The organism is Acidovorax sp. A1169 (assembly GCF_030704685.1).
GTDB lineage: Bacteria > Pseudomonadota > Gammaproteobacteria > Burkholderiales > Burkholderiaceae_C > Acidovorax.
On sequence record NZ_JAUZDX010000006.1, the window covers coordinates 160,932 to 183,977 of the forward strand.

Genomic DNA, 23,046 nt, shown 5'->3' on the forward strand with positions numbered 1-23,046 from the left:
GAGGGGCGTCGTGTTGCAACGCGGTACGCTGCGTCGTGTCGATTTACAAGGAGACAAAACCATGAAATTCGCTATGAAGGCTGTAGCAGCCACCGTCCTGTTGGCGAGCGCTGGCGCCGCATTCGCTCAAAAGGGTGAGACCGTCAAGATCGCCTGGCTCGACCCGCTTTCGGGTCTGATGGCGGCCGTGGGAACCAACCAGCTCAAGAGCTTCCAGTTCATCTCCGAAGAGTTCAACAAGAAGAACGCTGCCGGAGTGAAGTTCGAGATCATCGGCATCGACAACAAGCTCAGCCCACAGGAGACCACCAGCGCACTGCGTTCGGCCATGGACCAGGGCGCGCGCTACGTCGTGCAGGGCAACGGCTCGGGCCCGGCCCTGGCGATCATGGATGCGCTGGAAAAGCACAACGCACGCAACCCCGGCAAGGAAGTCGTGTTCCTGAACTACGCCGCCGTGGACCCGGACCTGACCAACAGCAAGTGCAGCTATTGGCACTTCCGCCTGGACGCAGACACCTCCATGAAGATGGAAGCGCTGACCACCTTCATGAAGGACATGCCCGAAGTCAAGAAGGTCTACCTGATCAACCAGAACTACGCGCACGGCCACCAGGTCTCCAAGTTCGCCAAGGAGATGATGAATCGCAAGCGTCCGGACGTTCAGTTCGTCGGCGATGACCTGCACCCCCTGGCCCAGGTGCGCGACTTCTCGCCCTACATCGCCAAGATCAAGCAGTCGGGCGCCGACAGCGTGATCACCGGCAACTGGGGTTCCGACCTGGCGCTCCTGATCAAGGCCGCCAACGACGCCGGCCTGAACAACGTCAACTTCTACACCTACTACGGCTCCGTCACCGGCAGCCCGACCGCAATGGGCTCGGCCGCCGCTGGCCGCGTGTACATGGTGGCCTACGCGCACATCAACCTGCCGGGCGAAATCAACAAGATCGTGGTGGACTACAAGAAGAAGTTCAACGACGACATGTACACCGGAGCCGTGTACCACGCCTTCTCCATGCTCACCGAAGCCTTCGTCAAGACCAAGTCCACCGACCCTGTGAAGGTGGCTGCGGCCATGGAAGGCATGAAGTTCAAGAGCTTCAATGGCGAAGTCGAAATGCGCAAGACCGACCACCAGCTGCAGCAGGGCCTGTTCATCTCCAAGTGGGAGAAGGCCGGCGGCAAGTTCCCGCTCGACTCGGAAAGCACCGGCTACACCTTTGTGCCGGTGAAGTACTACGAGCCCTTCGTGGCCAGCACGCCCACCTCGTGCCAGATGAAGCGCCCATAAGCGGCCATAGGCGCCCATCGGGGCCTGACCAGGCCTTTGCTGCGTATCGAGGCCCGACCTGGCTCGGGCCTCTTTTTTTACCCTTGACCTGAAAAATTCCAATGAATCCTGAGTTTTTCGTGATCTCCCTGCTCAATGGCGTGAGCTACGGGCTGCTGCTGTTCATGCTGAGCTCGGGACTCACACTGATTTTCAGCATGATGGGTGTGCTCAATTTTGCACACACCAGCTTCTACATGCTGGGTGCCTACTTCGCCTTCAGCATCTCCAGCGTCATCGGCTTCTGGCCGGCGCTGGTGATCTCTCCGCTGGTCGTATTTGCGCTGGGCGCCGCGTTCGAGCGCTACTGCCTGCGCCGCGTGCACAAGTTCGGCCACGTGCCTGAGCTGCTCGTGACCTTCGGCCTGTCCTACCTCATCCTGGAAGTCGTGCAACTCGTCTGGGGCCGCGCCACGGTGCCCTACGGCCTGCCCGAACAACTGCAGGGCCCGCTGTTCAGCCTGTACGGCACGCAGTTCCCCAAGTCGCGCTCGTTCGTGATGCTGATCGCTTTGCTGATGCTGGTGTCGGTGTGGCTGCTGCTTACCCGCACGCGCATCGGCCTGGTGATCCAGGCGGCGCTCAAGTACCCCGAGATGGTCGAGGCGCTGGGCCACAACGTACCGCGTGTGTTCATGCTGGTGTTCGGCGGCGGCGCGGCCCTGGCCGGCCTGGCCGGCGTGATCGGCGGCAACACCTACGTCACCGAGCCAGCCATGGCGGGCTCGGTCGGCTCCATCATCTTCGTGGTGGTGGTGGTCGGCGGCATGGGCTCGCTGGCGGGTGCCTTCCTGGCCTCGCTGCTGATCGGCCTGGTGCAGACCTTCGCGGTGGCGCTCGACTATTCGATGATCCACGTGCTGCGTCCCCTGGGCGTGGCGGTGACCGACCAGACCTTTGGCTACCCCTTGCTCAAGCTCACCATCTCCCAGGTGGCGCCCATTCTTCCGTACCTGTTCCTGGTGCTCATCCTGATCTTCCGTCCCAAGGGCCTTCTGGGCACCCGCGAGGACTGATGCCATGACCTCATCCACCACCACCGTTTCCGGCGCTGCGCCACAGGCCAGCGCCCCACAGGGCACCTCCCACTACCGGTTCAAGCCGTGGAACGTGGGCCGCTTCGTCGTCTGGTCGCTGTTCGCCGCGATGCTGATCGTGGCGCCCCACGTGTTCCGCAGCGGCCTGGCGCTGACCATGCTCTCGCAGATCGGCTACCTGATCATCATCTGCCTGTCCTACAACATCCTGCTGGGGCAGGGCGGCATGCTCAGCTTCGGGCACGCGGTGTACACCGGCCTGGGCTCGTTCATCGCCATCCACGCCATGAACACGGCGACCAAGGGGGGGCTGCCCATCCCGCTGGTGCTGATCCCCTTGGTCGGCGGGCTGGCGGGCATGTTCTTCGCCATCCTGCTGGGCTTCGTGACCACCAAGAAGTCGGGCACCACGTTTGCCATGATCACGCTGGGCATTGGTGAACTGGTGGCCTCCATGGCGCTGATGTTCCCCGAGTTCTTCGGCGGCGAGGGCGGCATCACCACCGACCGCGTCTACGGCAAGCCCTTCTTCGGGCTGAATTTCGGCTCGGGCATGCAGGTGTACTACCTGATTGCCGCCTACTGCTTCGTCTGCACGGCGGCCATGTTTGCCTTCACGGGCACGCCGCTTGGCCGCATTCTGAATGCCGTGCGCGACAACCCTGAGCGTGTCGAGTTCATCGGCTACAACACGCAGCGCGTGCGCTACTTCGCGTTCATCATCGCGGGCTTCTTCGCCGGCATCGGCGGCGGGCTGGCCACCATCAACTTCGAGATCGTGACCGGTGCCGACAGCGTGAACGTGCTGCGTTCGGGCGGCTACCTGCTGTTCACCTTCCTGGGCGGGGCCACGTTCTTCTTCGGGCCCATCATCGGCGCCGTGCTGCTGGTGCTGGCCTCGGTGCTGCTGTCCGAAATCTCCAAGGCCTGGCTGCTGTACCTGGGCCTGGTGTTCCTGTTCATGGTGATGTATGCCCCCGGCGGCATCGCCAGCCTGATCATGATGAACCTGCGCCTGGCCAAGTACGGCAAACTGCGCCAGCTCTGGGTGTCCTACCTGGGCCTGGCCGGCACCGGCCTGGTGGCCGTGCTGGGCGCTGCCTGCATGGTGGAGATGACCTACCACCTGCAGCTCAATGCGGCCCTGGGATCCGAGCTCAAGTTCATGGGCGCCATGATCGATGCCAAGGGCCTCACGGCTTGGTTCGGTGCGGGCTTCGTGTTCCTCACCGGCCTGGCGCTCTTCGAGATATGCCGGCGCCAGTTCCTGCGCCAGTGGAGCGCCATCCAGGAAGAGATCGAACATGCCATCAAGCGGGGGGAGGCACAGTGAGCAATACCATGACCCCTCAAGCGTCCTGCGCGCTCGAACTGCGTGACCTGCGCAAGAGCTTCGGCAAGACGGAGATCATCCGCGGTGCCAACCTGGTGGTGGCACCCGGCGAGCGCGTGGCCATCATCGGCCCCAACGGCGCCGGCAAGTCCACCCTGTTCAACCTCATCAGCGGGCGCTTCGCCCCCACCAGCGGCGACGTGATCCTGAACGGCCAGCGCATCAACGGCCTGGCCCCGTACGAGATCAACCGCATGGGGCTGTCGCGCAGCTTCCAGATCACGAACATCTTCCCCAAGCTGAGCGTGTTCGAGAACCTGCGCTGCGGCGTACTGTGGAGCATGGGCTACCGCTACACCTTCCTGCGCTTCCTGTCGAACCTGCACGATGCCAACCAGCGCGCCAAGGAGCTCATGGAGATGATCAAGCTCGACAAGAAGCGCGACACGCTGGCCATGAACCTGACCTATGCCGAGCAGCGCGCCCTGGAGATCGGCATCACCATTGCCGGTGGCGCCAACGTGATCCTGCTGGACGAGCCCACGGCCGGCATGAGCAAGAGCGAGACCACCCGCTTCATCGGCCTCATCAAGGAGGTGACCGAGGGCCGCACCCTGCTGACCGTGGAGCACGACATGGGCGTGGTGTTCGGCCTGGCCGACAAGATCGCCGTGGTGGTGTACGGCGAGGTGATCGCCTTCGACACCCCTGACAAGGTGCGCGCCAATGCGCGCGTGCAGGAGGCCTATCTGGGCTCGGCCGTGGCCGACGAGCAGGGCGCGGGACACTGACTATCTATGCTGAAAATTGACAACCTCCACGCCTACTACGGCAAGAGCCATGTGCTGCATGGCGTGAGCTTCGACGTGCAGCCCGGCGAGATCGTGGCGCTGCTCGGGCGCAACGGCTCGGGCCGCTCCACCACTGCCAAGGCCATCATGGGCCTGGTGGACTGGGAGGGCACGCTCGAGTTCAAGGGCCAGAGCCTCACGGGCAAGAAGGCCTACGAGATCGCCCACCTGGGCCTGGGCTACGTGCCCGAGAGCCGCGACGTGTTTCCCAACCTTACCGTGCACCAGAACCTGCTGCTGGGCCAGAAGGGCAGCGGCAAGGGCAGCCGCTGGTCGTTCGACGACATGTACGAGATGTTCCCGCGCCTCAAGGAGCGCCAGCACACCGAGGCGGGCGTGATGTCCGGCGGCGAGCAGCAGATGCTCACGCTGTGCCGCACGCTGATGGGCGACCCCGACCTGATCATCATCGACGAGCCTACCGAAGGCCTGGCGCCCAAGATCGTCGAGCTGGTGGGGCAGTACCTGCAGACCATCAAGGCGCGCGGCATCTCGGTGCTGCTGATCGAGCAGAAGCTGACCATCGCCATGAAGATCTCCGACCGCGCGCTGGTGATGGGCCACGGCTCCATCGTCTTCCAGGGCACGCCCGACAGCCTGCGCGCCGACAACTACATCCGCAAGGAGTGGCTGGAGGTCTGACGACTTCCGGCCAAAGCACGACAAAGAGGCGCCTGACAGCTCATGGCGCCTCTTTTTTTGCCCGACGAGACTTTTTTCGACCCAGAGCCATGTCCCCACCGGGACAAATTGACACGCCATGGCCGCGCGAAGTCTCTACAATAAAAACGCACGATCGTTCTTTTTCACTCTCCAAGGAACAACAGCATGACCGCTGAATACAAAGTCCACGGCTCCGTTGCCGTGATCACCCTGGCCAACCCCCCCGTCAACGGACTGGGCTTGGCAACCCGCCAAGGCATCGTGGAGGGCCTGGGCCGCGCCAATGCCGATGCAGCGGTCACGTCCATCGTCGTCACCGGCGCTGGCGGTGCGTTTTCCGGCGGCGCCGACATCAAGGAGTTCGGCACCGACAAGTCCCTGCAGGAACCCAACCTGCTGTCGGTGATCGCCGCCATCGAGAATTCGTCCAAGCCCGTCGTGGCCGCCGTGCACACGGTGGCCATGGGCGGTGGCCTGGAGCTGGCCCTGGGCTGCCACTACCGCATTGCCGCGCCTGGCTGCAGCCTTGCGCTGCCCGAAGTCAAGCTGGGCCTGATCCCCGGTGCCGGCGGCACGCAGCGCCTGCCGCGCGTGCTGGGCGTGGAAGCCGCCCTGAACCTGATCGTCAGCGGCGAGCCCGTCAAGAGCGAGCTGATCGCCGCTGTGCCGGGCCAGAAGCTGTTCGACAAGATGGCCGCCTCTGCCGAGGCGCTGGCCGCCGAAGCCCTGGCCTTTGCCCAGAGCGTGGCCGACGTGCGTCCGCTGCCGCTGGTGCGCAACCTGCCCTGCAAGCACCCCGAAGGCGATGCGTACTTCCAGTTCGCGCGCAACATGGTCAAGGGCATGGCCAAGAACTACCCCGCGCCCGCCAAGTGCGTGGACGCGGTCGAAGCCGCCACCAAGCGCAAGTTCGCCGACGGCATGCTGTTCGAGCGCGAGGTCTTCATCAACCTGATGTGGACCCCCGAGTCGCGCGCCCTGCGCCACCTGTTCATGGCCGAGCGCGCCGCCTCCAAGATCCCCGACGTGCCGTCGGACACGGCGAAGCGCGAGATCAAGTCTGTCGCCGTGATCGGTGCCGGCACCATGGGTGGCGGCATCTCCATGAACTTCCTGAACGCGGGCATCCCCGTCAAGATCCTGGAGACCAAGCAGGAAGCCCTGGACCGCGGCGTGGCCACGATCAAGAAGAACTACGAAGCCCAGGTCAAGAAGGGCAAGCTCAAGGAGGACAAGTACGCGCAGCGCATGGCCCTCTTGACGACCACGCTCGACTACGCCGACCTCAAGGACGCCGACCTGGTGATCGAGGCCGTGTTCGAGGAACTGGGCGTCAAGGAGACCGTGTTCAAGCAACTCGACGCCGTGATGAAGCCCGGCGCCATCCTGGCCTCCAACACCTCCACGCTGGACGTGGACAAGATCGCCGCCTTCACCAAGCGCCCTGAGGACGTGGTGGGCATGCACTTCTTCAGCCCCGCCAACGTGATGAAGCTCCTGGAAGTGGTGCGCGGCGCCAAGACCTCCAAGGACGTGCTGGCCACCGTGATGGCCATCGGCAAGAAGATCAAGAAGACCTCGGTGGTCTCGGGTGTGTGCGACGGCTTCATCGGCAACCGCATGATCGAGCAGTACAGCCGCCAGGCCGGCTTCCTGCTGGACGAGGGCTGCACGCCCCAGCAGGTGGACAAGGCCGTCGAGAAGTTCGGCTTTGCCATGGGCCCGTTCCGCATGGGCGACCTGGCCGGCAACGACATCGGTTGGGCGATCCGCAAGCGCCGCTCTGTCGAGCGCGCCGACATGAAGTACAGCCGCACGGCCGACAAGTTGTGCGAGCTGGGCCGCTTCGGCCAGAAGACCGGCGCAGGCTGGTACGACTACCAGGCCGGCAAGCGCGATGCGATCCCGAGCGATCTGGTCAACAAGATGATCGAAGACCACCGCAAGGAGTTGGGCATCACGCCACGCAAGATCTCCGACGAGGAAATCGTGCAGCGTCTGGTTTTCTCCCTGGTCAACGAAGGCGCGCACATCCTGGAAGACGGCATCGCCAGCAAGTCCGGCGACATCGATATGGTCTACCTCACGGGCTATGGCTTCCCCATCTACCGCGGCGGCCCCATGCACTACGCCAGCGAAGTGGGCCTGTTCAACGTGGTGCAGGCCATGGACCGCTTTGCCAAGAACCCCAACGACGATGCCCAGTTCTGGAAGCCCGCGCCGCTGCTGGCCAAGCTGGCCGCCGAAGGCAAGGCGTTCGCCTGAGCGAACCACAGATTGATGCAGTGAAGCCGCACCGGATGCGCACGCCCCTGGCGGCCATCGGTGCGTTCCACCCCTGAAAGGATTTTTCCCATGACCTCCGCAGTGATCGTTTCCACCGCCCGTACCCCGCTCGCCAAGAGCTGGAAGGGTGCCCTCAACATGACCCATGGCGCCACGCTGGGCGGCCATGCCGTTCGGCACGCCATCGAGCGCGCCGGCATCGACGGCGCCGACGTCGAAGACGTCATCATGGGCTGTGCCAACCCCGAAGGCGCCACTGGCGCCAACATCGCGCGCCAGATCGCGCTGGCCGCCGGCCTGCCGGTCACGGCATCGGGCGTCACGGTCAACCGTTTCTGCTCTTCGGGCCTGCAGACCATCGCCCTGGCCGCCCAGCGCATCATCGCTGGCGAAGCCGACGTCTACGTGGCTGGCGGCGTGGAAAGCATCTCCTGCGTGCAGCAGGAAATGAACCTCCACATGCTGCGCGACCTGGCCCTGGACAAGGTCAAGCCCGAGATCTACTGGAGCATGCTGCAGACCGCCGAGCAGGTGGCCAAGCGCTACAACATCGGCCGTGAAGCCATGGACGAGTACGGCGCCGCCAGCCAGCAGAAGGCCTGCGCGGCCCAGGCCGCCGGCCTGTTCGATGCCGAGATCGCCCCCATCACCGTGACGGCTGGCGTGGCCGACAAGAACCTGGGCCTGATCACCAAGCAGGTGACCCTGAGCAAGGATGAAGGCACGCGCGAAGGCACGACGGTCGAGTCCATCAGCGGCCTGCGCTCGGCACTGCCCGGCGGCCTGATCACGGCCGGCAACGCCAGCCAGTTCTCCGACGGTGCCGGTGCCTGCGTGGTGGTGAGCGAAGAGTACGCCAGCAAGAAGGGCCTCAAACCCCTGGGCCGTTTCCTCGGCTTCGCCGTGGCCGGCTGCGAGCCCGATGAAATGGGCATCGGCCCGGTGTTCGCGGTGCCCAAGGTGCTCAAGAAGCTGGGTCTCACGGTCAACGACATCGACCTGTGGGAGCTGAACGAAGCCTTTGCCGTGCAGGTGCTGTACTGCCGCGACAAGCTCGGGATTCCGGCCGACCGGCTGAACGTCAACGGCGGTGCCATCGCCGTGGGCCACCCCTACGGCGTGTCGGGCCAGCGCCTGACGGGCCACGCCCTGATCGAAGGCAAGCGCCGCGGTGCCAAGCGCGTGGCGGTGACTATGTGCATCGGCGGCGGCATGGGCGCTGCGGGCATCTTCGAAGTGCTCTGATGCGCCGGTGATGGTGGGGCAGGGGTAGGGCGTAGCGCTTACGTTTGCTCACACCGGGCTTTGGGACAATGCGGGCCGGCCACCCCGGTGGCCGGCCCGCAGCCGGTGCGCGGCAAGTGCAACGCACCGTCCCGGGTCCATAACCATCACCATCGCACCAAGAGAGATCCATCCATGTACACGAAGGTTTGCGCAGCCCTGGCCATCCTGGCCGCCATCACCCTGGGCGCTGCGGGCACTGCCCACGCACAGAGCTACCGGCTCAATCAGCCGCTGCCTGAAGACCGCGACACCATCCTGCAGGAAATCAACGTGGCGGCCGACCTCACCACCGCGACCATCGTGCTGCGCAACACCAGCAAGGAAACCATCGAGGCCTGTGCCCACGCCACCACGCGCACCGAGTCGTTCTCGATCAAGGACCTGGATACCGGCAAGGTCTGGAAGCAACTGGGCACCACCGGCCTCAAGGCCTGCGACGAGGGCATGGACACCATCAAGCCCGGCAACCGCAAGACCTTGAAGGTCCAGTTCCCCGGCCTGCCCGCCACGGCGCGGCGCCTGCAACTGGGCGAGAACAACTGCCAGCCCAAGCCCGATGACGACATGGACTACTGGTGCTTTGCCGAAGTCGTGCTGACCAACAAGAAGTAGCAACTGCCTGGCATGCGACCGCCGCCCCGTGCGGCGGCGGTGCGGTCCGGTGGTTCATCCCTGCGCCCCGTGCGCGTTTTCTCCAGGGTTTTCACACATGAGCCTTCGCCCCACCGTCGAATTCCTTTTGTACCAGTGGCTGCACGCGCAGACCCTGCCCGAGCGCGAGCGCTTTGCCGACCATTCGCGCGACACCTTCGACGCGGTGCTCGACACCTGCGAGCGCATCGCGCGCGAGAAGTACGCCCCTTTCAACCGCACGGTGGACACACAGGAGCCGCATTTCGACGGCGAGAAGGTCACGCTGCCCCAGTGCACGCACGATGCGAACAGGGCCTATGCGGCCTCGGGCATGCTCAGCGCCGCGCAGGACTACGACATCGGCGGCATGCAACTGCCCTACACCGTGGAGGCCGCAGCCAACAGCTTCTTCGCCGTGGCGTCGATCAGCATGGGCTCGGGCCTGCTCACGGTGGGCAATGCCAACCTGCTCATGGTGCATGGCACCGAGGCGCAGAAGAGGGTTTTTGCGCTCAATGAATTCTCGGGCCGCTTCTCGGGCACCATGTGCCTGTCGGAGCCGCAGGCCGGCTCCAGCCTGAGCGACGTGGCCACGCGCGCCGTGCCCGATGGCGAGGGCTTCGAGAGCGACCCGCTGGGTCCGCGCTACCGCTTGAAGGGCAACAAGATGTGGATCTCGGCCGGCGAGCATGAGCTCACCGAGAACATCATCCACCTGGTGCTGGCCAAGATCCCCGGCCCCGACGGCAAGCTGGTGCCCGGCACCAAGGGCATCTCGCTGTTCATCGTGCCCAAGAAGATGGTGGATACCGATGGCCAACTGACCGGGGTGCGCAACGACGTGGCGCTGGCGGGCCTGAACCACAAGCTCGGCTGGCGCGGCACCACCAACACGCTGCTCAACTTCGGTGAGGGCAAGTACCCGGTCGACGGCCAGGCGGGCGCCGTGGGCTACCTTGTGGGCCAGGCCGGCAAGGGCCTGCACTGCATGTTCCACATGATGAACGAGGCGCGCATCGGCATCGGCATGGCGGCGACCATGCTCGGCCTGGCCGGCTACTACGCCAGCCTCGACTACGCCAGGAACCGCCCCCAGGGCCGCCCGGTGCAGGGTCCCAAGGACAAGGAAGCTGCGGCCGCCGCCGTGGTCAAGGACGTTGCGCAGCCGCAGGTGCGCATCATCGAGCACGCCGACGTCAAGCGCATGCTGCTGGCGCAGAAATCGTATGGCGAGGGCGCGCTGGCGCTCAACCTGTTCTGCGCGCGCCTGGTGGACGAGCAGGCCACCGGCGATTCGGCTGCGGCCGACGAGGCCCGCCTGCTGCTGGAAGTGCTCACTCCCATCGCCAAGAGCTGGCCCAGCGAGTGGTGCCTGGAGGCCAACAGCCTGGCCATCCAGATCCACGGCGGCTACGGCTACACGCGCGACTTCCCGGTGGAGCAGTACTGGCGCGACAACCGCCTGAACATGATCCACGAAGGCACGCACGGCATCCAGGCCATGGACCTCTTGGGCCGCAAGGTGCTGATGGAAAACGGCCGGGGCCTGCAATTGCTGGCGGCGCGCATCAACGAAACCATCGAGCGCGCCATCCAGGTGCCAGCCATGGCTGCCCACGCCAATGCCCTGGGCAGCGCGCTGCAGCAGGTGGGCGCCGCCACCAAGGCCGCCTGGTCCACAGGCCAGCCGGCCGATGCGCTGGCCAATGCAGTGCCCTACATGCAGGCCTTTGGCCACATGGTGCTGGCCTGGGTGTGGCTGGACGTGGCCCTGGCCACGCTGCAGGCCGACCCTGCGCTGGCGCAGCCCGCGAGTGTGGGCAGAATGGGCGCCATGCGCTTTTTCTTCCACTACGAGCTGCCCAAGATCGGCGCCTGGCTGCAGGTCGTCAGCACGCGCGACGCCACCTGCGCGGTGTTCCCTGAGGACGCCTTTTGATGACCGCACCGCAGACACTGCAGCGCATGCACCAGCTCATCTGGGCGCTGATCTATGGCGGCCTGTTCGCGCTGGTGCTGGGCATTGCCACGGCCCCGGCGGACGAGCCGCTGGGCTGGGCCCTGGGGTTCACCGGCGGTGTGCTGGCGGCCGTGGGCGTGGTGTTGATCGGCGTGCGCTCGCGCATGCAGCCCGGCGCCTGAGAATTGCGGGGCGCCAATCGCGCAGGCGACACGGCCCTGTTTGGTTGCGCCGCACAATGACTGCGCAACCGCCATTTCACATGTGCATGGCGACCACGCCTTGCGCAGTTACCGACGACCATCCAAGGAGACAACATGACCACCCGCACCATCCAACAACTGTTCGACCTGACCGGCAAGACTGCCCTGGTGACCGGCGGCTCGCGCGGCCTGGGCCTGCAGCTGGCGCAGGCGCTGGGCGAGGCCGGCGCCAAGGTGCTGCTGAGCTCGCGCAAGGCGTCCGACCTGGAAGAGGCAGCTGCAGAGCTGAAGGCCGCCGGCATCGATGCGCAGTGGATCGCCGCCGACTGCTCCAACGAGGCTGACATCCGCCGCCTGGGCGACGAGACCCTGGCGCGCCTGGGTCATGTGGACATCCTGCTCAACAACGCCGGTGCCGCCTGGGGTGCACCGGCGGAAGACCACCCCGTGGAAGCCTGGGACAAGGTCATGAACCTCAACGTGCGCGGCTACTTCATCCTGTCGCAGCACATCGCCAAGCACAGCATGATCGGCCGTCGCAGCGGCAGCATCATCAACGTGGCGTCCATCGCCGGCCTGGGCGGCAACCCCAAGGGCATGAACACCATTGCTTACAACACCTCCAAGGGCGCGGTGATCAACTTCACGCGTGCGCTGGCGGCCGAATGGGGCCAGTACAACATCCGCGTCAACGCCATCTGCCCGGGCTTCTTCCCGAGCAAGATGACGGTGGGCACGCTCAAGGCCATGGGCGAGGAGGCGCTGGCCGCCCACGCCCCGCTGGGCCGCCTGGGCGATGACGAAGACCTCAAGGGCCTGTGCGCGCTGTATGCGTCGGACGCCGGCAAGCACATTACCGGCCAATGGCTGGCGGTCGATGGCGGCGTGAGCATCGTCACGGGCGGCTGAGGCCGGCCAAGGCCTGCGCGCCGGTGGCGCGCGGTCCTGCCATTCAGGGGCAGCAGCAGGGTCTATGCTTGCAGCTTTCCCTTTGCATTCTGGAGTTGCCTGTGCTGAATTTCGGTGTTCCCATTCCTTTTGTCAGCCACCTGGGCTTCACGCTGCACCGCATGGAGCAGGGCGAGTCGGAGCTGCACTACGAGGCGGCGCCCGAGCACCTCAATTCCTTCGAGGTCACGCACGGCGGCGCCACCATGACCTTGCTCGACGTGACCATGGCCACGGCCGCGCGCAGCGAGACGCCGGACCACGGCGTGGTCACCATCGAGATGAAGACCAGCTTCATGCAGGCTGCCCGCGGCCCGCTGGTGGCCAAGGGGCGCCTGCTGCACCGCACGGCTTCGATGGCCTTTACCGAGGCCTCGGTCCATGACGCCCAGGGCCGGTTGTGCAGCCATGCCACCGGCACTTTCAAGTACGTGCGCCGCCCTGCGGTGGACCCTGCCACCGGGCAGCCGCTGAAGACCCTCTCCAGCGACTGAACGCTGCTACTTTTCCTGCGAAGGCCCAAGCCTTCAACGCCCATTCATTTTTCAAGGAGTTCCCCATGGCCCGCAACCAACAGATCGTTCTCGACAACCGCCCGCAGGGCGAGGCCGTGGCCGGCAACTTCAAGCTCTTGGCCACCGACACGCCCGCGCTGCAGGATGGCCAGGTGCTGGTGCGTCACCATTTCCTGAGCCTGGACCCCTACATGCGCGGCCGCATGAACGAGAGCAAGAGCTACGCTGCATCGCAAGGCCTGGGCGAGGTCATGATCGGCGGCACGGTGGGCGAGGTGGCCGAGAGCCAGAACCCCAAGTACGCCGTGGGCGACAAGGTCGTGGGCATGGGCGGCTGGCAGGAGTACAGCGTGGTCGACGCCAACACGCCCGGTGCCCTGCGCAAGGTGGACACCACGCATGTGCCGCTGTCGCACTACCTGGGCGCCGTGGGCATGCCCGGCGTGACGGCCTGGTATGGCCTGGTGAAGATCATCGCGCCCAAGGAAGGTGACACCGTGGTGGTGAGCGCCGCCACCGGCGCCGTGGGCAGCGCCTTCGCCGCATTGGCCAAGGCCCGCGGTTGCCGCGCCGTGGGCATTGCTGGTGGTGCCGAGAAGTGCCGCTACGCGGTCGAAGAACTGGGCTTCGACGCCTGCATCGACTACAAGGAACACAGCGACGTGAAGGCGATGTCCAAGGCGCTCAAGGAAGCCTGCCCCAAGGGCATCGACGGCTACTTCGAGAACGTGGGCGGCTGGATCATGGACGCCGTGATGCTGCGCATGAACGCCTTCAGCCGAGTGGCCCTGTGCGGCATGATCGCCGGCTACGATGGCCAGCCCCTGCCCATGGCCAACCCGGCGCTGATGCTGATCAACCGCATGAAGATCGAAGGCTTCATCGTCAGCGAGCACATGGAAGTCTGGCCCGAGGCGCTGAAGGAGCTGGGCACCCTGGTGGGCACCGGCAAGCTGCGCCCGCGCGAGACCGTGGCCGAGGGCATTGCCGCAGCCCCCGAAGCCTTCCTGGGCCTGCTCAAGGGCAAGAACTTCGGCAAGCAACTGGTCAAACTTATCTGAAAGAGCGCACCCGCACATGGCGCTGAACCTGCACTGGACCTGGGCCCGCTTCGATGACCTCGGCGTGCATGCGCTGCACGACGCGCTGGCACTGCGCTGCAAGGTCTTCATCCTGGAACAGGGGCCCTACCAGGACCCGGACGGGGCCGACAAGCAATCCTGGCACCTGCTGGGCTACGATGGTGCCGGTACGCTGCAGGCCTGCCTGCGCGTGGTGGACCCGGGCGTGAACTACCCCGAGCCCTCCATCGGCCGCGTGGTGACCGCGAAGGAAGCCCGTGGCGATGGCTCGGGGCGGCTGTTGATGCAGGAGGGCCTGGCCCGCTGTGCGCAGGCCTGGCCGGGCCGCAGCGTGCGCATCAGTGCCCAGGCGCACCTGCAGCGTTTTTATGGCAGCCTGGGTTTCGTGGCGGTGTCGGACGAGTACCTGGAGGACGACATCCCCCATATCGAAATGCTGTGGAGTGCACCATGACCTCTCTGTCCGCCACGGTTTCAGCCACGCACACGGTCTTCAACCAGAGTGCGCAGTTGGCTGACCTGAACCTGTTCACCAGCAACCGGCCGCTGCAGGATGCCGTGGCCCTGCATGCCCCGGCGCTGGACCGCAGCGCGCTCACGGCACTGGGCGCCGAGATAGGCTCGGCCGCGATGCAGGAGCACGCGCGCCTGGCCAACACCCACAAGCCGCAGTTGCACACGCACGACCGCGTGGGCCGACGCACCGATGCAGTGGAGTTCCACCCCAGCTACCACGCGCTGATCGGCGTGGCGCTGCGCCACGGCCTGCACGCCACGCCCTGGTCGCGCACGGACGCGGGCGCCGCGCACGCGCATGTGGAGCGCGCGGCGGGCTTCATGCTCTTCACCGAGACCGAACCCTCGGTACTGTGCCCCGTCTCCATGAGCTATGCCGTCACCCCGGCGCTGCGCGGCAACCCTGCCGTGTGGGCCGACTGGAGCGCCGGCCTGGCCAGCACCCGCTACGACCCGCGCCTGGCACTGTTCTCGCAAAAATCCGCGCTCACCATGGGCATGGGCATGACCGAGAAGCAGGGCGGCTCGGACGTGCGCGCCAACACCACGCAGGCCGTGGCCGACGGCAGCGATGCCTGGGGTGCGCGCTACCGGCTCACAGGCCACAAGTGGTTCTTCTCGGCCCCCATGTGCGATGCCTTCCTGGTGCTGGCGCAGGCGCCGGGCGGGCTGACCTGCTTCTTCCTTCCGCGCGTGCTGCCAGTAGAAGGCAGCGGCGAAGGAGCGCTCAACGCCATCCGCATCCAGCGCCTCAAGGACAAGCTCGGCAACCATGCCAACGCCAGCTCCGAAGTCGAGTTCATCGATGCCCTGGCCTGGCGCGTGGGCGAAGAGGGGCGCGGCGTGGCCCAGATCCTGGAGATGGGCACCATGACGCGACTGGACTGCGCGCTGGGCACCAGCGGCCTCATGCGCCAGGCGCTGTCGCTGGCGCTGCACCACACGCGCCAGCGCATGGCCTTTGGCAAGAAGTTGATCGGCCAGCCGCTGATGCGCAACGTGCTGGCCGACCTGGCGCTGGAGAGCGAGGCCGCCACGGCCCTGTCCATCCGCCTGGCCAGCGCCTTCGACAAGAAAGACACCGATCCGCACGAGGCCGTGATGGCCCGCCTGCTCACGCCCGTGGCCAAGTTCTGGGTCTGCAAGCGCGGCAGCGCGTTCGCGCAGGAGGCCATGGAATGCCTGGGCGGCAACGGCTACGTGGAGGAGGGCGGTGAGGGCACCATGGCCCGCATCTACCGCGAGATGCCGCTCAACTCCATCTGGGAGGGTGCGGGCAACATCATGGCGCTGGACCTGCTGCGTGCCGTGCGCCGCGCTGATACGGCCGCCGCCCTTGCCGACGAGCTGGCCCCTGCACGCGGCGCCCACCCGGCGCTGGACCGCATGGCCAGCGCGCTGCCGCTGCGCGTGGACGCCATGACCACCGAGGCCGAGGCCCGGCGCCTGGCGCAGGACGTGGCCCTGGCCGTGCAGGCTGCGCTGCTGCACAAGAGCGCCCCGGCCAGCGTGTTCGGCGCCTTCTGCGCATCGCGCCTGGGCGGCGACTGGGGCTACAGCTTCGGCACCCTGGGTGCGGGCGTGGATTTCGACACCTTGCTGGACCGCGCGCTGCCCGCCTGAATCTCACCAACAACCATTGAACTGCCGGAGAACCCCCGATGACCACGCCCCTGATCCTGCACCATTACCCTTCGTCCCCATTCTCGGAAAAGATCCGTCTGGCACTGGGCTACAAGCAACTGGCCTGGAAGTCCGTGGTCATCCCCAGCATCGCGCCCAAGCCCGATGTGGTGGCCCTCACGGGCGGCTACCGCAAGACGCCGTTCCTGCAGATCGGCGCCGACATCTACTGCGACTCGGCCCTGATCTGCGACGTGCTCGAGCATGTGCAGCCCGAGCCGGTGCTCTACCCGCCGCACCTCAAGGGCGTGGCGCGCGTGTTCGCGCAGTGGGCCGACACCACGCTGTTCTGGGCCGCCATGGCCTACAACCTGCAGCCCAAGGGCGCGTCGGCCATGTTCGCCAACCTGCCCCCTGCCGCAGCGCAGGCCTTTGGCGAAGACCGCCGCGAGATGAGCGCGGGCATGCAGCGCCTGCGCCCGGCTGATGCCACGGGAGCCTACCGCTCGTACCTGCGCCGCATCGCGCACATGGCCGAAGAGCATGACTTTCTGTTCGGCGCCGAGCCCTGCCTGGCCGACTTCGCCGCCTACCACCCGCTGTGGTTCACGCGCCAGTGCGTGCCGGTGATGGCCGACATCTTCAGCGCCACGCCCGCCGTGCTCGAATGGATGGACCGCGTGGCGGCGCTGGGCCACGGCCGCATGGAAAAGCTTACGTCCGAAGACGCCATCACCGTGGCTGCGGGGCTGGACCCGCTGCCGCTGGCCGACGATCTGTTCCAGGACGACCATGGCATTGCCCTGGGCAGCCTGGTGACGATTGCCGCCGAGAGCTTTGGCACCGAACCCACGGAGGGCGAGCTGATCGCCGCCACCCGCACCCGCTACACACTGCGCCGCACCGACCCGCGTGCGGGCTTGCTGCACGTGCACTTCCCCCGGATTGGCTACACATTGCGAAAGGCCGAGAAAGCAACATGATCGACGACTTCAAGGGCAAGACGGCCGTTCTCACCGGCGCGGGCTCGGGCTTCGGCCTCGAATGCGCGCGCATCGGCGCCCGCCTGGGCATGAATTTGGTGCTGGTGGACGTGCAGCAGGACGCGCTCGACGCAGCCTCTGCCGAGGCGCAGGATGCCGGCGTACAGGTGCTGGCGCGCAAGGTGGACGTGTCCGACGCCGCGCAGATGGAGCAGCTCGCTGTGGACGTGGAGCAGCGCTTCGGCGCGCCGCACCTGGTGTTCAACAACGCCGGCGTGGGTGCGGGCGGCCTGGTGTGGGAGAACTCGCTGAAAGACTGGGAATGGGTGCTGGGCGTGAACCTCTGGGGTGTGGTGCACGGCGTGCGCCTGTTCACCCCCATGATGCTCGCCGCCGCCAAGAAAGACCCCTCCTGGCGCGGCCACATCGTCAACACCGCCAGCATGGCCGGCCTGCTCGATGCGCCCAACATGGGCATCTACAACGTGAGCAAGCACGCCGTGGTGAGCCTGTCCGAAACCCTGTACCAGGACCTGGCCCTGGTGACCGACCAGGTCAGCGCCAGTGTGCTGTGCCCCTTCTTCGTGCCCACCGGCATCGCCCAGAGCCACCGCAACCGCCCCGGCGAACTGCCGGCCGGCAAGCCCACGCGCAGCCAGCTCATCGGCCAGGCCATGAGCGACAAGGCCGTGGGCAGCGGCAAGGTGACGGCGGCCGAAGTGGCGCAGAAGGTGTTCGACGCCGCTGCCGCCGGCCAGTTCTACATCTACAGCCACCCCAAGGCGATTGCCTCGGTGCAGACGCGCATGGAAGACATCATGCTGGGGCGCAACCCCACCGATCCGTTCGCGGGCAAGCCCGAGATCGGCGAGCAACTCAAGACCGCCTTGCGTGCCGACTGAAAAACGCGGGCCTGCAGTGGCCCAGGGCTTCGCGCTGTTTTCGACGGCGGTGGGGCACTGCGGCCTGGCCTGGAATGGCCCCTTGCTGGTCGGTGTGCAACTGCCCGAGGACGCGGGCGAGGCGCATACCCGTGCGCGCATGGAGCGACGCTTTCCGGGGGCGCCCGAGTCACCCATGCCACCCGAGGTCGCTGGCTGGGCGGACCGCGTGGTGGCTTTGCTCGCAGGCGCGCACGACGATTTGCTCGACGTGCCCTTGGCCACCGAGGGCGTGCCGCCCTTCAGTGCCCGCGTGTACGAACTGGCCCGGCGCATCCCGCCCGGCAAGACCATGTCCTATGGCGAAATGGCTGCGGCCCTGGGCGAACCCGGCGCCGCACGCGCCGTGGGCCAGGCGCTGGGCCACAACCCGTTTGCACCGGTGGTGCCGTGCCACCGCATCCTGGCCGCCAACGGCAAGACCGGCGGCTTCTCGGCCGGCGGTGGTGCCGCCACCAAGATGCGCATGCTGGAGATCGAGGGCGCGTTTGCCCACGACACGCTGGCTTTGTTCGCGCCGCGCCACTAACCCCGTTTCTTCAACAGAGCCGACCCGCCGCTGGCCATGGCCAGCTCGTGCGTGGTGTTCAGCAGGGCGGGGCCCAGGGCCTGCATGCGCTCGGGCGTCAGGCGCACCAGCGGGCCGGCAATCGTCACCACGCCGATCACCGTGCCATTGCCCCGGCGGATGGGCGCGGCCATGGCCGTCATGGCCGGCGCGAACACCTCGACGATGGTGCTGAAGCCCTGCTGGCGTGCGGTGCGCAGATAGGCCAGCAGCTCCTTGACCGTGGTCGGGGCATTGGGGCCGTAGTCATCCGGCTTGCCAAAGCCCTGGCGCGATACCAGGGCCAGCGCCTCCTCATCGCTCATGGTGGACAGCCAGGCATGGCCAGCCGAGCTGCACGAAAGGTTGACCGACAGGCCCATGTCCGGGTCATAGCGCAGCCCGCGCAGCGCTCCCTGCGCCTTGGCCACGAAGGTCAGTTCGTCCCCATCCACCACCGCCAGGCGCACCAGCTCGCCGGAATCGGCCGCCAGCCGGTCCAAGAGCGGCTGGGCGATGTCCACCACGCCCGTGGCGCTCAGGAAGCCCAGGCCCAGCGACACCAGCTTGATGGTCAGCATGTAGTTGCCCTGGCTGTGGTCCTGGCGCACGTAGCCACAGCGCACCAGCTCGGCCAGCAGGCGGTGGGTGGCGCTCAGCGGCATGTCGAGTTCCGAGGCCAGACTCGACAGGGCCTGGCCCTCGGGGTGCGGGGCTAGTTGCTCCAGGACTTTGAAACTGCGCTCGAGGATGCTGCTCATGGCGGGTCTCTTTCGGTGATCGTCTTTTGTACTGACGGCAATGTACCAAAATTTGTTAAAGGGTTTCTACTATGGAAAGAGTTTCCACTTTTTAACTACGATTGGTCCCCATGGCGCAACCGGTCTGCCGGCTGCAGGTCCCTGGTCCGACTTTTGATGGAGATGTCCCGTGAAAAAAACTGCTTGCATCCTGGCGGCCGCCGGCCTGTCCCTTTTGATGGCGTTGCCCGCCGCCGCGCAGCAGGAGCGCGTGATCCGCTTCGGCCACCTGAACAACGCCGACCATCCCGTGAGCTTCGGCGTCAAGCGCTTTGGCGAGCTGCTGGCCGCCAAGAGCGGCGGCAAGATGAAGGTCATGGAGTTCCCCGCCTCTCAGCTGGGCAACGAGATGCAGCAGCAGTCGGCCCTGCAGGGCGGCGTGCAGCAGATGTCGGCACCGGCCACCACCTCGCTGGCCGGCATCGTCAAGGAATTCGGGCTGGTGGACTTTCCGTTCGCCGTGGCCAACTTCGCCCAGGCCGATGCACTGCTCGACGGCCCGCTGGGCCAGGCGCTGATCGCCAAGCTGCCCGAAAAGGGCCTGGTGGCCCTGGGCTACTGGGACCTGGGCTTTCGCAACGTGACGAACAGCAAGCGTGCCATCACCAAAGCCGATGACTTCGATGGCCTCAAGCTGCGCGTGATCCCCAACCCGGTGTTCCTGGAGACCTTCAAGGCCTTCAAGGCCAACCCCGTGCCCATGCCCTTTGCCGAGCTCTACGGCGCACTGGAAGCCAAGGCGGTCGATGGCCAGGAGAACCCCTATGCGGTGATCCTGTCGAACAAGATGTTCGAGGTGCAGAAGTACGTGAGCGCCACCAACCACGTGTATGCCGCCAACATCGTGCTGGTGAGCAAGAAATTCTGGGACCAGCTCACCCCCGCCGAGCAGAAGATGATGAACGACGCCGCCAACGAGGCGCGCGGCTACCAGCGCCAGGTGAGCCGCGCCGCCGCGCAGCGCTCGGTGGGTGACCTGCAGGCCAAGGGCATGGCCTACAACGAGATCGCGCCCGCCGAGCTGGCGCGCATGCAGCAGATCGCCAAGCCCGTGATCGAGAAGTTCGCCGCGACTTACGACCCGGCCATCGTCAAGCTCTACAACGACGAGTTGGCCCGCATCCGCAAATGAGCCACCTGGCGCGAAATCCCATGAAAATCCTCGTCCTTCACGGCCCCAACCTCAACCTGTTCGGGCGCCGCGAACCCCATATCTACGGCACCACCACCCTGGCGCAGATCAATGAGCGCCTGCAGAAGCTCGCAACCGAGCTCGGCGTGGAACTCGACATCCTGCAGTCCAACCACGAAGGCGCGCTGATCGACTTCCTGCACGAGCACATCGACGCGGCGCAGGGCGCGCTCGTGAACCCCGCCGGCCTCACGCAGCACGGCGTGCCGCTGCACGACGCGATCAAGGCCATGCCCTTCCCGGTGATCGAGGTGCACATGTCCAACATCGCCGCGCGCGAGGCCTGGCGCGCGCACTCCATCATCTCGCCGGCCGTCAAGGCCACGGTACAGGGCTTCGGGCCGCATTCTTACCTGGCAGCGCTGCGCTCGCTGGTCGAAAGCCTGCGCGAGGCCGCCGCACAGTAAGGCCCAGGCGGGATGGCTCCCGCCTGCAATCTCCCATCCCAAGAGAACAACATGAATAGATGGATAGATCGCGCCTGCCGCGGCCTGGAGGCGGTGATTGCCGCCCTGCTGGCGCTGATGGTGGTGCTGGTGTTCGGCAACGTGGTGCTGCGCTACGGCTTCAACTCCGGCATCACCGTGTCGGAAGAAGTGTCGCGCTGGCTCTTCATCTGGATGACCTTCCTCGGGGCCATCGTCGCACTGCGTGAGCACGGCCACCTGGGGGTAGACATGGTGGTGCAGCGCCTGCCCGCGCTGGGCAAGAAGATCTGCCTGGCCCTTGGGCATCTGGTGATGCTCTACATCGTCTGGCTGCTGTTCCAGGGCAGCCTGGCGCAGGCGCGCATCAACTGGGACGTGACGGCACCGACCACGGGCGCTTCCATGGCCATCGTCTACAGCGCGGGCCTGGTGTTCGCGGTGTGTGCGGCGCTGATCCTGGCCATCGACCTGTACAAGCTGCTCAGCGGCCAGATCGCCGAGGAGGACCTGGTCATGGTGCAGGAGTCCGAAGAGGCCGTGCAGTTGCAGCAGATCTTGGGCTCTGCAGCGGTCGATGTGCCGCGTGGCAAGGAGGGCGCGCAATGACCATCTTCGTCTTTGTCGGATCGCTGCTGCTGGCCATGGCCATGGGCATCCCGATCGCGTTCTCGCTGCTGGCCAGCGGCGTGGCGCTGATGTGGCACTTGGACCTGTTCGACGCGCAGATCCTGGCGCAGAACCTGATCGGCGGGGCCGACAGCTTTCCGCTGCTGGCCGTGCCCTTCTTCATGCTGGCGGGCGAGATCATGAACGTCGGCGGCCTGTCGCGCCGCATTGTGGACTTCGCGCTGGCCCTGGTGGGCCATGTCAAAGGTGGGCTGGGCTACGTGACCATCATGGCCGGCTGCCTGCTTTCGGCCCTGTCGGGCTCGGCGGTGGCCGATGCGGCCGCGCTCACGGCGCTGCTCTTGCCCATGATGGTCAAGGCCGGGCACGACAAGTCGCGTGCCGGCGGGCTGATCGCGGCCACCGGCGTCATCGGCCCGGTGATCCCGCCGAGCATCGGCCTGGTGATCTTCGGGGTGGCGGCCAATGTGTCCATCTCCAAGCTGTTCCTGGCGGCCATCGTGCCGGGCATCCTTATCGGTGCCGCGCTGTGGCTGACCTGGGCCTTCCTGGTGCGGCGCGAGAAGATCGTGCCGCCGCCGCGCAAGTCCGCTGGTGAGATCCTCACGGCTCTGCGCAAGGCGCTGTGGGCGCTGATGCTGCCGGTGATCATCCTCGTGGGCCTGCGCATGGGGGTGTTCACGCCCACCGAGGCGGCCGTGGTGGCGGCGGTGTATGCGCTGTTCGTCTCGGCCGTGATCTACCGCGAGATCAGCTGGCGTGACCTGTACGGCATCTTCGTTGCTGCGGCCAAGACCAGTGCCATCGTGATGTTCCTGATCGCCGCGGCCATGGTGAGCGCCTGGCTCATCACCGTGGCCGACCTGCCTTCCAAGGTGGTGGGGCTGCTGCAGCCCTTCATGGACAACAAGATCCTGCTGATGGCGGCCATCATGGTGCTGGTGATGGCGGTGGGTACCGCCATGGACATGACGCCCACCATCCTGATCCTCACGCCTGTGCTGATGCCGGTGGTGAATGCGGCGGGGATCGACCCGGTCTACTTCGGCGTGATGTTCATCATCAACAACTCCATTGGCCTCGTGACGCCGCCCGTGGGCACGGTGCTCAACGTGGTCGCGGGGGTGGGCAGGATGTCGATGGACGACGTGACCAAAGGGGTGGTGCCCTTCATGATCGCCGAGTTCGCCGTCATGTTCCTCATGGTGATATTCCCGTGGCTCGTGACCTGGCCGGCCAAGTTCTTCCACGGGTGATC

General features: G+C 66.1%; 23 protein-coding genes. 22 read left to right on the forward strand and 1 reads right to left on the reverse strand.

Going from position 1 to position 23,046, the window contains the following annotated elements; genetic code table 11:
• Positions 1–61: 61 nt before the first annotated feature.
• The 18 genes from QYL93_RS12595 to QYL93_RS12680 all read left to right on the forward strand — a co-directional run bounded on the left by QYL93_RS12595 (position 62) and on the right by QYL93_RS12680 (position 18,723).
• A complete protein-coding gene (locus tag QYL93_RS12595) occupies positions 62–1,294 on the forward strand; it encodes a branched-chain amino acid ABC transporter substrate-binding protein (protein ID WP_305743943.1) in 1,233 nt (410 codons plus the stop codon).
• Between the two features lie 101 nt (positions 1,295–1,395).
• Entirely contained in the window at positions 1,396–2,349 is a 954-nt protein-coding gene (locus tag QYL93_RS12600) for a branched-chain amino acid ABC transporter permease (protein WP_305743944.1), read from the forward strand.
• 4 nt (positions 2,350–2,353) lie between these two features.
• Positions 2,354–3,703: a branched-chain amino acid ABC transporter permease gene (locus tag QYL93_RS12605; RefSeq protein WP_305743945.1), complete on the forward strand. Its 1,350-nt coding sequence runs from the start codon at positions 2,354–2,356 to the stop codon at positions 3,701–3,703.
• 8 nt (positions 3,704–3,711) lie between these two features.
• The gene (locus tag QYL93_RS12610; RefSeq protein WP_305743946.1) at positions 3,712–4,494 is read left to right on the forward strand and encodes an ABC transporter ATP-binding protein; all 783 of its coding nucleotides are present in this window, start codon (positions 3,712–3,714) and stop codon (positions 4,492–4,494) included.
• 6 nt (positions 4,495–4,500) lie between these two features.
• Positions 4,501–5,196, forward strand: coding sequence for an ABC transporter ATP-binding protein (locus QYL93_RS12615; protein ID WP_057205959.1), 696 nt, complete (start codon positions 4,501–4,503; stop codon positions 5,194–5,196).
• Between the two features lie 186 nt (positions 5,197–5,382).
• Positions 5,383–7,482: a 3-hydroxyacyl-CoA dehydrogenase NAD-binding domain-containing protein gene (locus tag QYL93_RS12620; protein ID WP_305743947.1), complete on the forward strand. Its 2,100-nt coding sequence runs from the start codon at positions 5,383–5,385 to the stop codon at positions 7,480–7,482.
• Positions 7,483–7,572: 90 nt separating this feature from the next.
• Positions 7,573–8,748, forward strand: a complete 1,176-nt coding sequence (locus tag QYL93_RS12625) for an acetyl-CoA C-acyltransferase (protein WP_305743948.1) — start codon at positions 7,573–7,575, stop codon at positions 8,746–8,748.
• Between the two features lie 174 nt (positions 8,749–8,922).
• On the forward strand, positions 8,923–9,402 hold the full coding sequence (locus QYL93_RS12630; RefSeq protein ID WP_305743949.1) for a hypothetical protein: 480 nt from the start codon (positions 8,923–8,925) through the stop codon (positions 9,400–9,402).
• Positions 9,403–9,499: 97 nt separating this feature from the next.
• Complete coding sequence (locus QYL93_RS12635; protein WP_305743950.1) at positions 9,500–11,362, forward strand: acyl-CoA dehydrogenase; 1,863 nt, start codon at positions 9,500–9,502, stop codon at positions 11,360–11,362.
• Entirely contained in the window at positions 11,362–11,565 is a 204-nt protein-coding gene (locus tag QYL93_RS12640) for a hypothetical protein (protein WP_305743951.1), read from the forward strand. Before QYL93_RS12635 ends, QYL93_RS12640 begins: the two co-directional genes overlap by 1 nt.
• Before the next feature lie 135 nt (positions 11,566–11,700).
• Positions 11,701–12,495, forward strand: a complete 795-nt coding sequence (locus QYL93_RS12645; RefSeq protein WP_057205971.1) for an SDR family oxidoreductase — start codon at positions 11,701–11,703, stop codon at positions 12,493–12,495.
• Positions 12,496–12,596: 101 nt separating this feature from the next.
• Entirely contained in the window at positions 12,597–13,028 is a 432-nt protein-coding gene (locus QYL93_RS12650; RefSeq protein ID WP_305743952.1) for a PaaI family thioesterase, read from the forward strand.
• A gap of 65 nt (positions 13,029–13,093) precedes the next feature.
• A complete protein-coding gene (locus QYL93_RS12655; RefSeq protein WP_305743953.1) occupies positions 13,094–14,110 on the forward strand; it encodes an NADP-dependent oxidoreductase in 1,017 nt (338 codons plus the stop codon).
• A 16-nt stretch (positions 14,111–14,126) separates the two neighbouring features.
• On the forward strand, positions 14,127–14,585 hold the full coding sequence (locus QYL93_RS12660) for a GNAT family N-acetyltransferase (protein ID WP_305743954.1): 459 nt from the start codon (positions 14,127–14,129) through the stop codon (positions 14,583–14,585).
• The gene (locus QYL93_RS12665) at positions 14,582–16,270 is read left to right on the forward strand and encodes an isovaleryl-CoA dehydrogenase (protein WP_305743955.1); all 1,689 of its coding nucleotides are present in this window, start codon (positions 14,582–14,584) and stop codon (positions 16,268–16,270) included. Before QYL93_RS12660 ends, QYL93_RS12665 begins: the two co-directional genes overlap by 4 nt.
• Positions 16,271–16,308: 38 nt before the next feature.
• The gene (locus tag QYL93_RS12670; protein ID WP_305743956.1) at positions 16,309–17,253 is read left to right on the forward strand and encodes a glutathione S-transferase family protein; all 945 of its coding nucleotides are present in this window, start codon (positions 16,309–16,311) and stop codon (positions 17,251–17,253) included.
• Positions 17,250–18,155, forward strand: a complete 906-nt coding sequence (locus QYL93_RS12675) for an SDR family oxidoreductase (protein WP_305743957.1) — start codon at positions 17,250–17,252, stop codon at positions 18,153–18,155. Before QYL93_RS12670 ends, QYL93_RS12675 begins: the two co-directional genes overlap by 4 nt.
• Entirely contained in the window at positions 18,145–18,723 is a 579-nt protein-coding gene (locus tag QYL93_RS12680) for a methylated-DNA--[protein]-cysteine S-methyltransferase (RefSeq protein ID WP_305743958.1), read from the forward strand. Before QYL93_RS12675 ends, QYL93_RS12680 begins: the two co-directional genes overlap by 11 nt.
• Here the strand turns inward: QYL93_RS12680 and QYL93_RS12685 are convergent.
• Positions 18,720–19,502, reverse strand: a complete 783-nt coding sequence (locus QYL93_RS12685) for an IclR family transcriptional regulator (RefSeq protein WP_305743959.1) — start codon at positions 19,500–19,502, stop codon at positions 18,720–18,722. The genes QYL93_RS12680 and QYL93_RS12685 overlap by 4 nt on opposite strands.
• 217 nt (positions 19,503–19,719) lie before the next feature.
• Between QYL93_RS12685 and QYL93_RS12690 the strand changes: the two genes are divergently transcribed.
• From QYL93_RS12690 to QYL93_RS12705, 4 genes are read left to right on the forward strand one after another with little or no spacing between them, the layout of a single operon-like run.
• Positions 19,720–20,673, forward strand: a complete 954-nt coding sequence (locus QYL93_RS12690; protein WP_305744062.1) for a TRAP transporter substrate-binding protein — start codon at positions 19,720–19,722, stop codon at positions 20,671–20,673.
• A gap of 20 nt (positions 20,674–20,693) precedes the next feature.
• Entirely contained in the window at positions 20,694–21,140 is a 447-nt protein-coding gene (locus tag QYL93_RS12695; RefSeq protein WP_305743960.1) for a type II 3-dehydroquinate dehydratase, read from the forward strand.
• Between the two features lie 51 nt (positions 21,141–21,191).
• Entirely contained in the window at positions 21,192–21,767 is a 576-nt protein-coding gene (locus QYL93_RS12700; protein WP_305743961.1) for a TRAP transporter small permease, read from the forward strand.
• Complete coding sequence (locus QYL93_RS12705; protein WP_305743962.1) at positions 21,764–23,044, forward strand: TRAP transporter large permease; 1,281 nt, start codon at positions 21,764–21,766, stop codon at positions 23,042–23,044. The genes QYL93_RS12700 and QYL93_RS12705 overlap by 4 nt, the downstream gene beginning before the upstream one ends.
• The last annotated feature ends 2 nt before the right edge of the window (positions 23,045–23,046 follow it).

What these genes read in the sequence shown, in the direction of transcription:
- QYL93_RS12595 (WP_305743943.1), top strand. Translation starts at nt 62, where the DNA reads ATGAAATTCGCTATGAAGGCTGTAGCAGCCACCGTCCTGTTGGCGAGC.
- QYL93_RS12600 (WP_305743944.1), top strand. Translation starts at nt 1,396, where the DNA reads ATGAATCCTGAGTTTTTCGTGATCTCCCTGCTCAATGGCGTGAGCTAC.
- QYL93_RS12605 (WP_305743945.1), top strand. Translation starts at nt 2,354, where the DNA reads ATGACCTCATCCACCACCACCGTTTCCGGCGCTGCGCCACAGGCCAGC.
- QYL93_RS12610 (WP_305743946.1), top strand. Translation starts at nt 3,712, where the DNA reads ATGACCCCTCAAGCGTCCTGCGCGCTCGAACTGCGTGACCTGCGCAAG.
- QYL93_RS12615 (WP_057205959.1), top strand. Translation starts at nt 4,501, where the DNA reads ATGCTGAAAATTGACAACCTCCACGCCTACTACGGCAAGAGCCATGTG.
- QYL93_RS12620 (WP_305743947.1), top strand. Translation starts at nt 5,383, where the DNA reads ATGACCGCTGAATACAAAGTCCACGGCTCCGTTGCCGTGATCACCCTG.
- QYL93_RS12625 (WP_305743948.1), top strand. Translation starts at nt 7,573, where the DNA reads ATGACCTCCGCAGTGATCGTTTCCACCGCCCGTACCCCGCTCGCCAAG.
- QYL93_RS12630 (WP_305743949.1), top strand. Translation starts at nt 8,923, where the DNA reads ATGTACACGAAGGTTTGCGCAGCCCTGGCCATCCTGGCCGCCATCACC.
- QYL93_RS12635 (WP_305743950.1), top strand. Translation starts at nt 9,500, where the DNA reads ATGAGCCTTCGCCCCACCGTCGAATTCCTTTTGTACCAGTGGCTGCAC.
- QYL93_RS12640 (WP_305743951.1), top strand. Translation starts at nt 11,362, where the DNA reads ATGACCGCACCGCAGACACTGCAGCGCATGCACCAGCTCATCTGGGCG.
- QYL93_RS12645 (WP_057205971.1), top strand. Translation starts at nt 11,701, where the DNA reads ATGACCACCCGCACCATCCAACAACTGTTCGACCTGACCGGCAAGACT.
- QYL93_RS12655 (WP_305743953.1), top strand. Translation starts at nt 13,094, where the DNA reads ATGGCCCGCAACCAACAGATCGTTCTCGACAACCGCCCGCAGGGCGAG.
- QYL93_RS12660 (WP_305743954.1), top strand. Translation starts at nt 14,127, where the DNA reads ATGGCGCTGAACCTGCACTGGACCTGGGCCCGCTTCGATGACCTCGGC.
- QYL93_RS12665 (WP_305743955.1), top strand. Translation starts at nt 14,582, where the DNA reads ATGACCTCTCTGTCCGCCACGGTTTCAGCCACGCACACGGTCTTCAAC.
- QYL93_RS12670 (WP_305743956.1), top strand. Translation starts at nt 16,309, where the DNA reads ATGACCACGCCCCTGATCCTGCACCATTACCCTTCGTCCCCATTCTCG.
- QYL93_RS12675 (WP_305743957.1), top strand. Translation starts at nt 17,250, where the DNA reads ATGATCGACGACTTCAAGGGCAAGACGGCCGTTCTCACCGGCGCGGGC.
- QYL93_RS12685 (WP_305743959.1), bottom strand. Translation starts at nt 19,502, where the DNA reads ATGAGCAGCATCCTCGAGCGCAGTTTCAAAGTCCTGGAGCAACTAGCC.
- QYL93_RS12690 (WP_305744062.1), top strand. Translation starts at nt 19,720, where the DNA reads ATGGCGTTGCCCGCCGCCGCGCAGCAGGAGCGCGTGATCCGCTTCGGC.
- QYL93_RS12695 (WP_305743960.1), top strand. Translation starts at nt 20,694, where the DNA reads ATGAAAATCCTCGTCCTTCACGGCCCCAACCTCAACCTGTTCGGGCGC.
- QYL93_RS12700 (WP_305743961.1), top strand. Translation starts at nt 21,192, where the DNA reads ATGAATAGATGGATAGATCGCGCCTGCCGCGGCCTGGAGGCGGTGATT.
- QYL93_RS12705 (WP_305743962.1), top strand. Translation starts at nt 21,764, where the DNA reads ATGACCATCTTCGTCTTTGTCGGATCGCTGCTGCTGGCCATGGCCATG.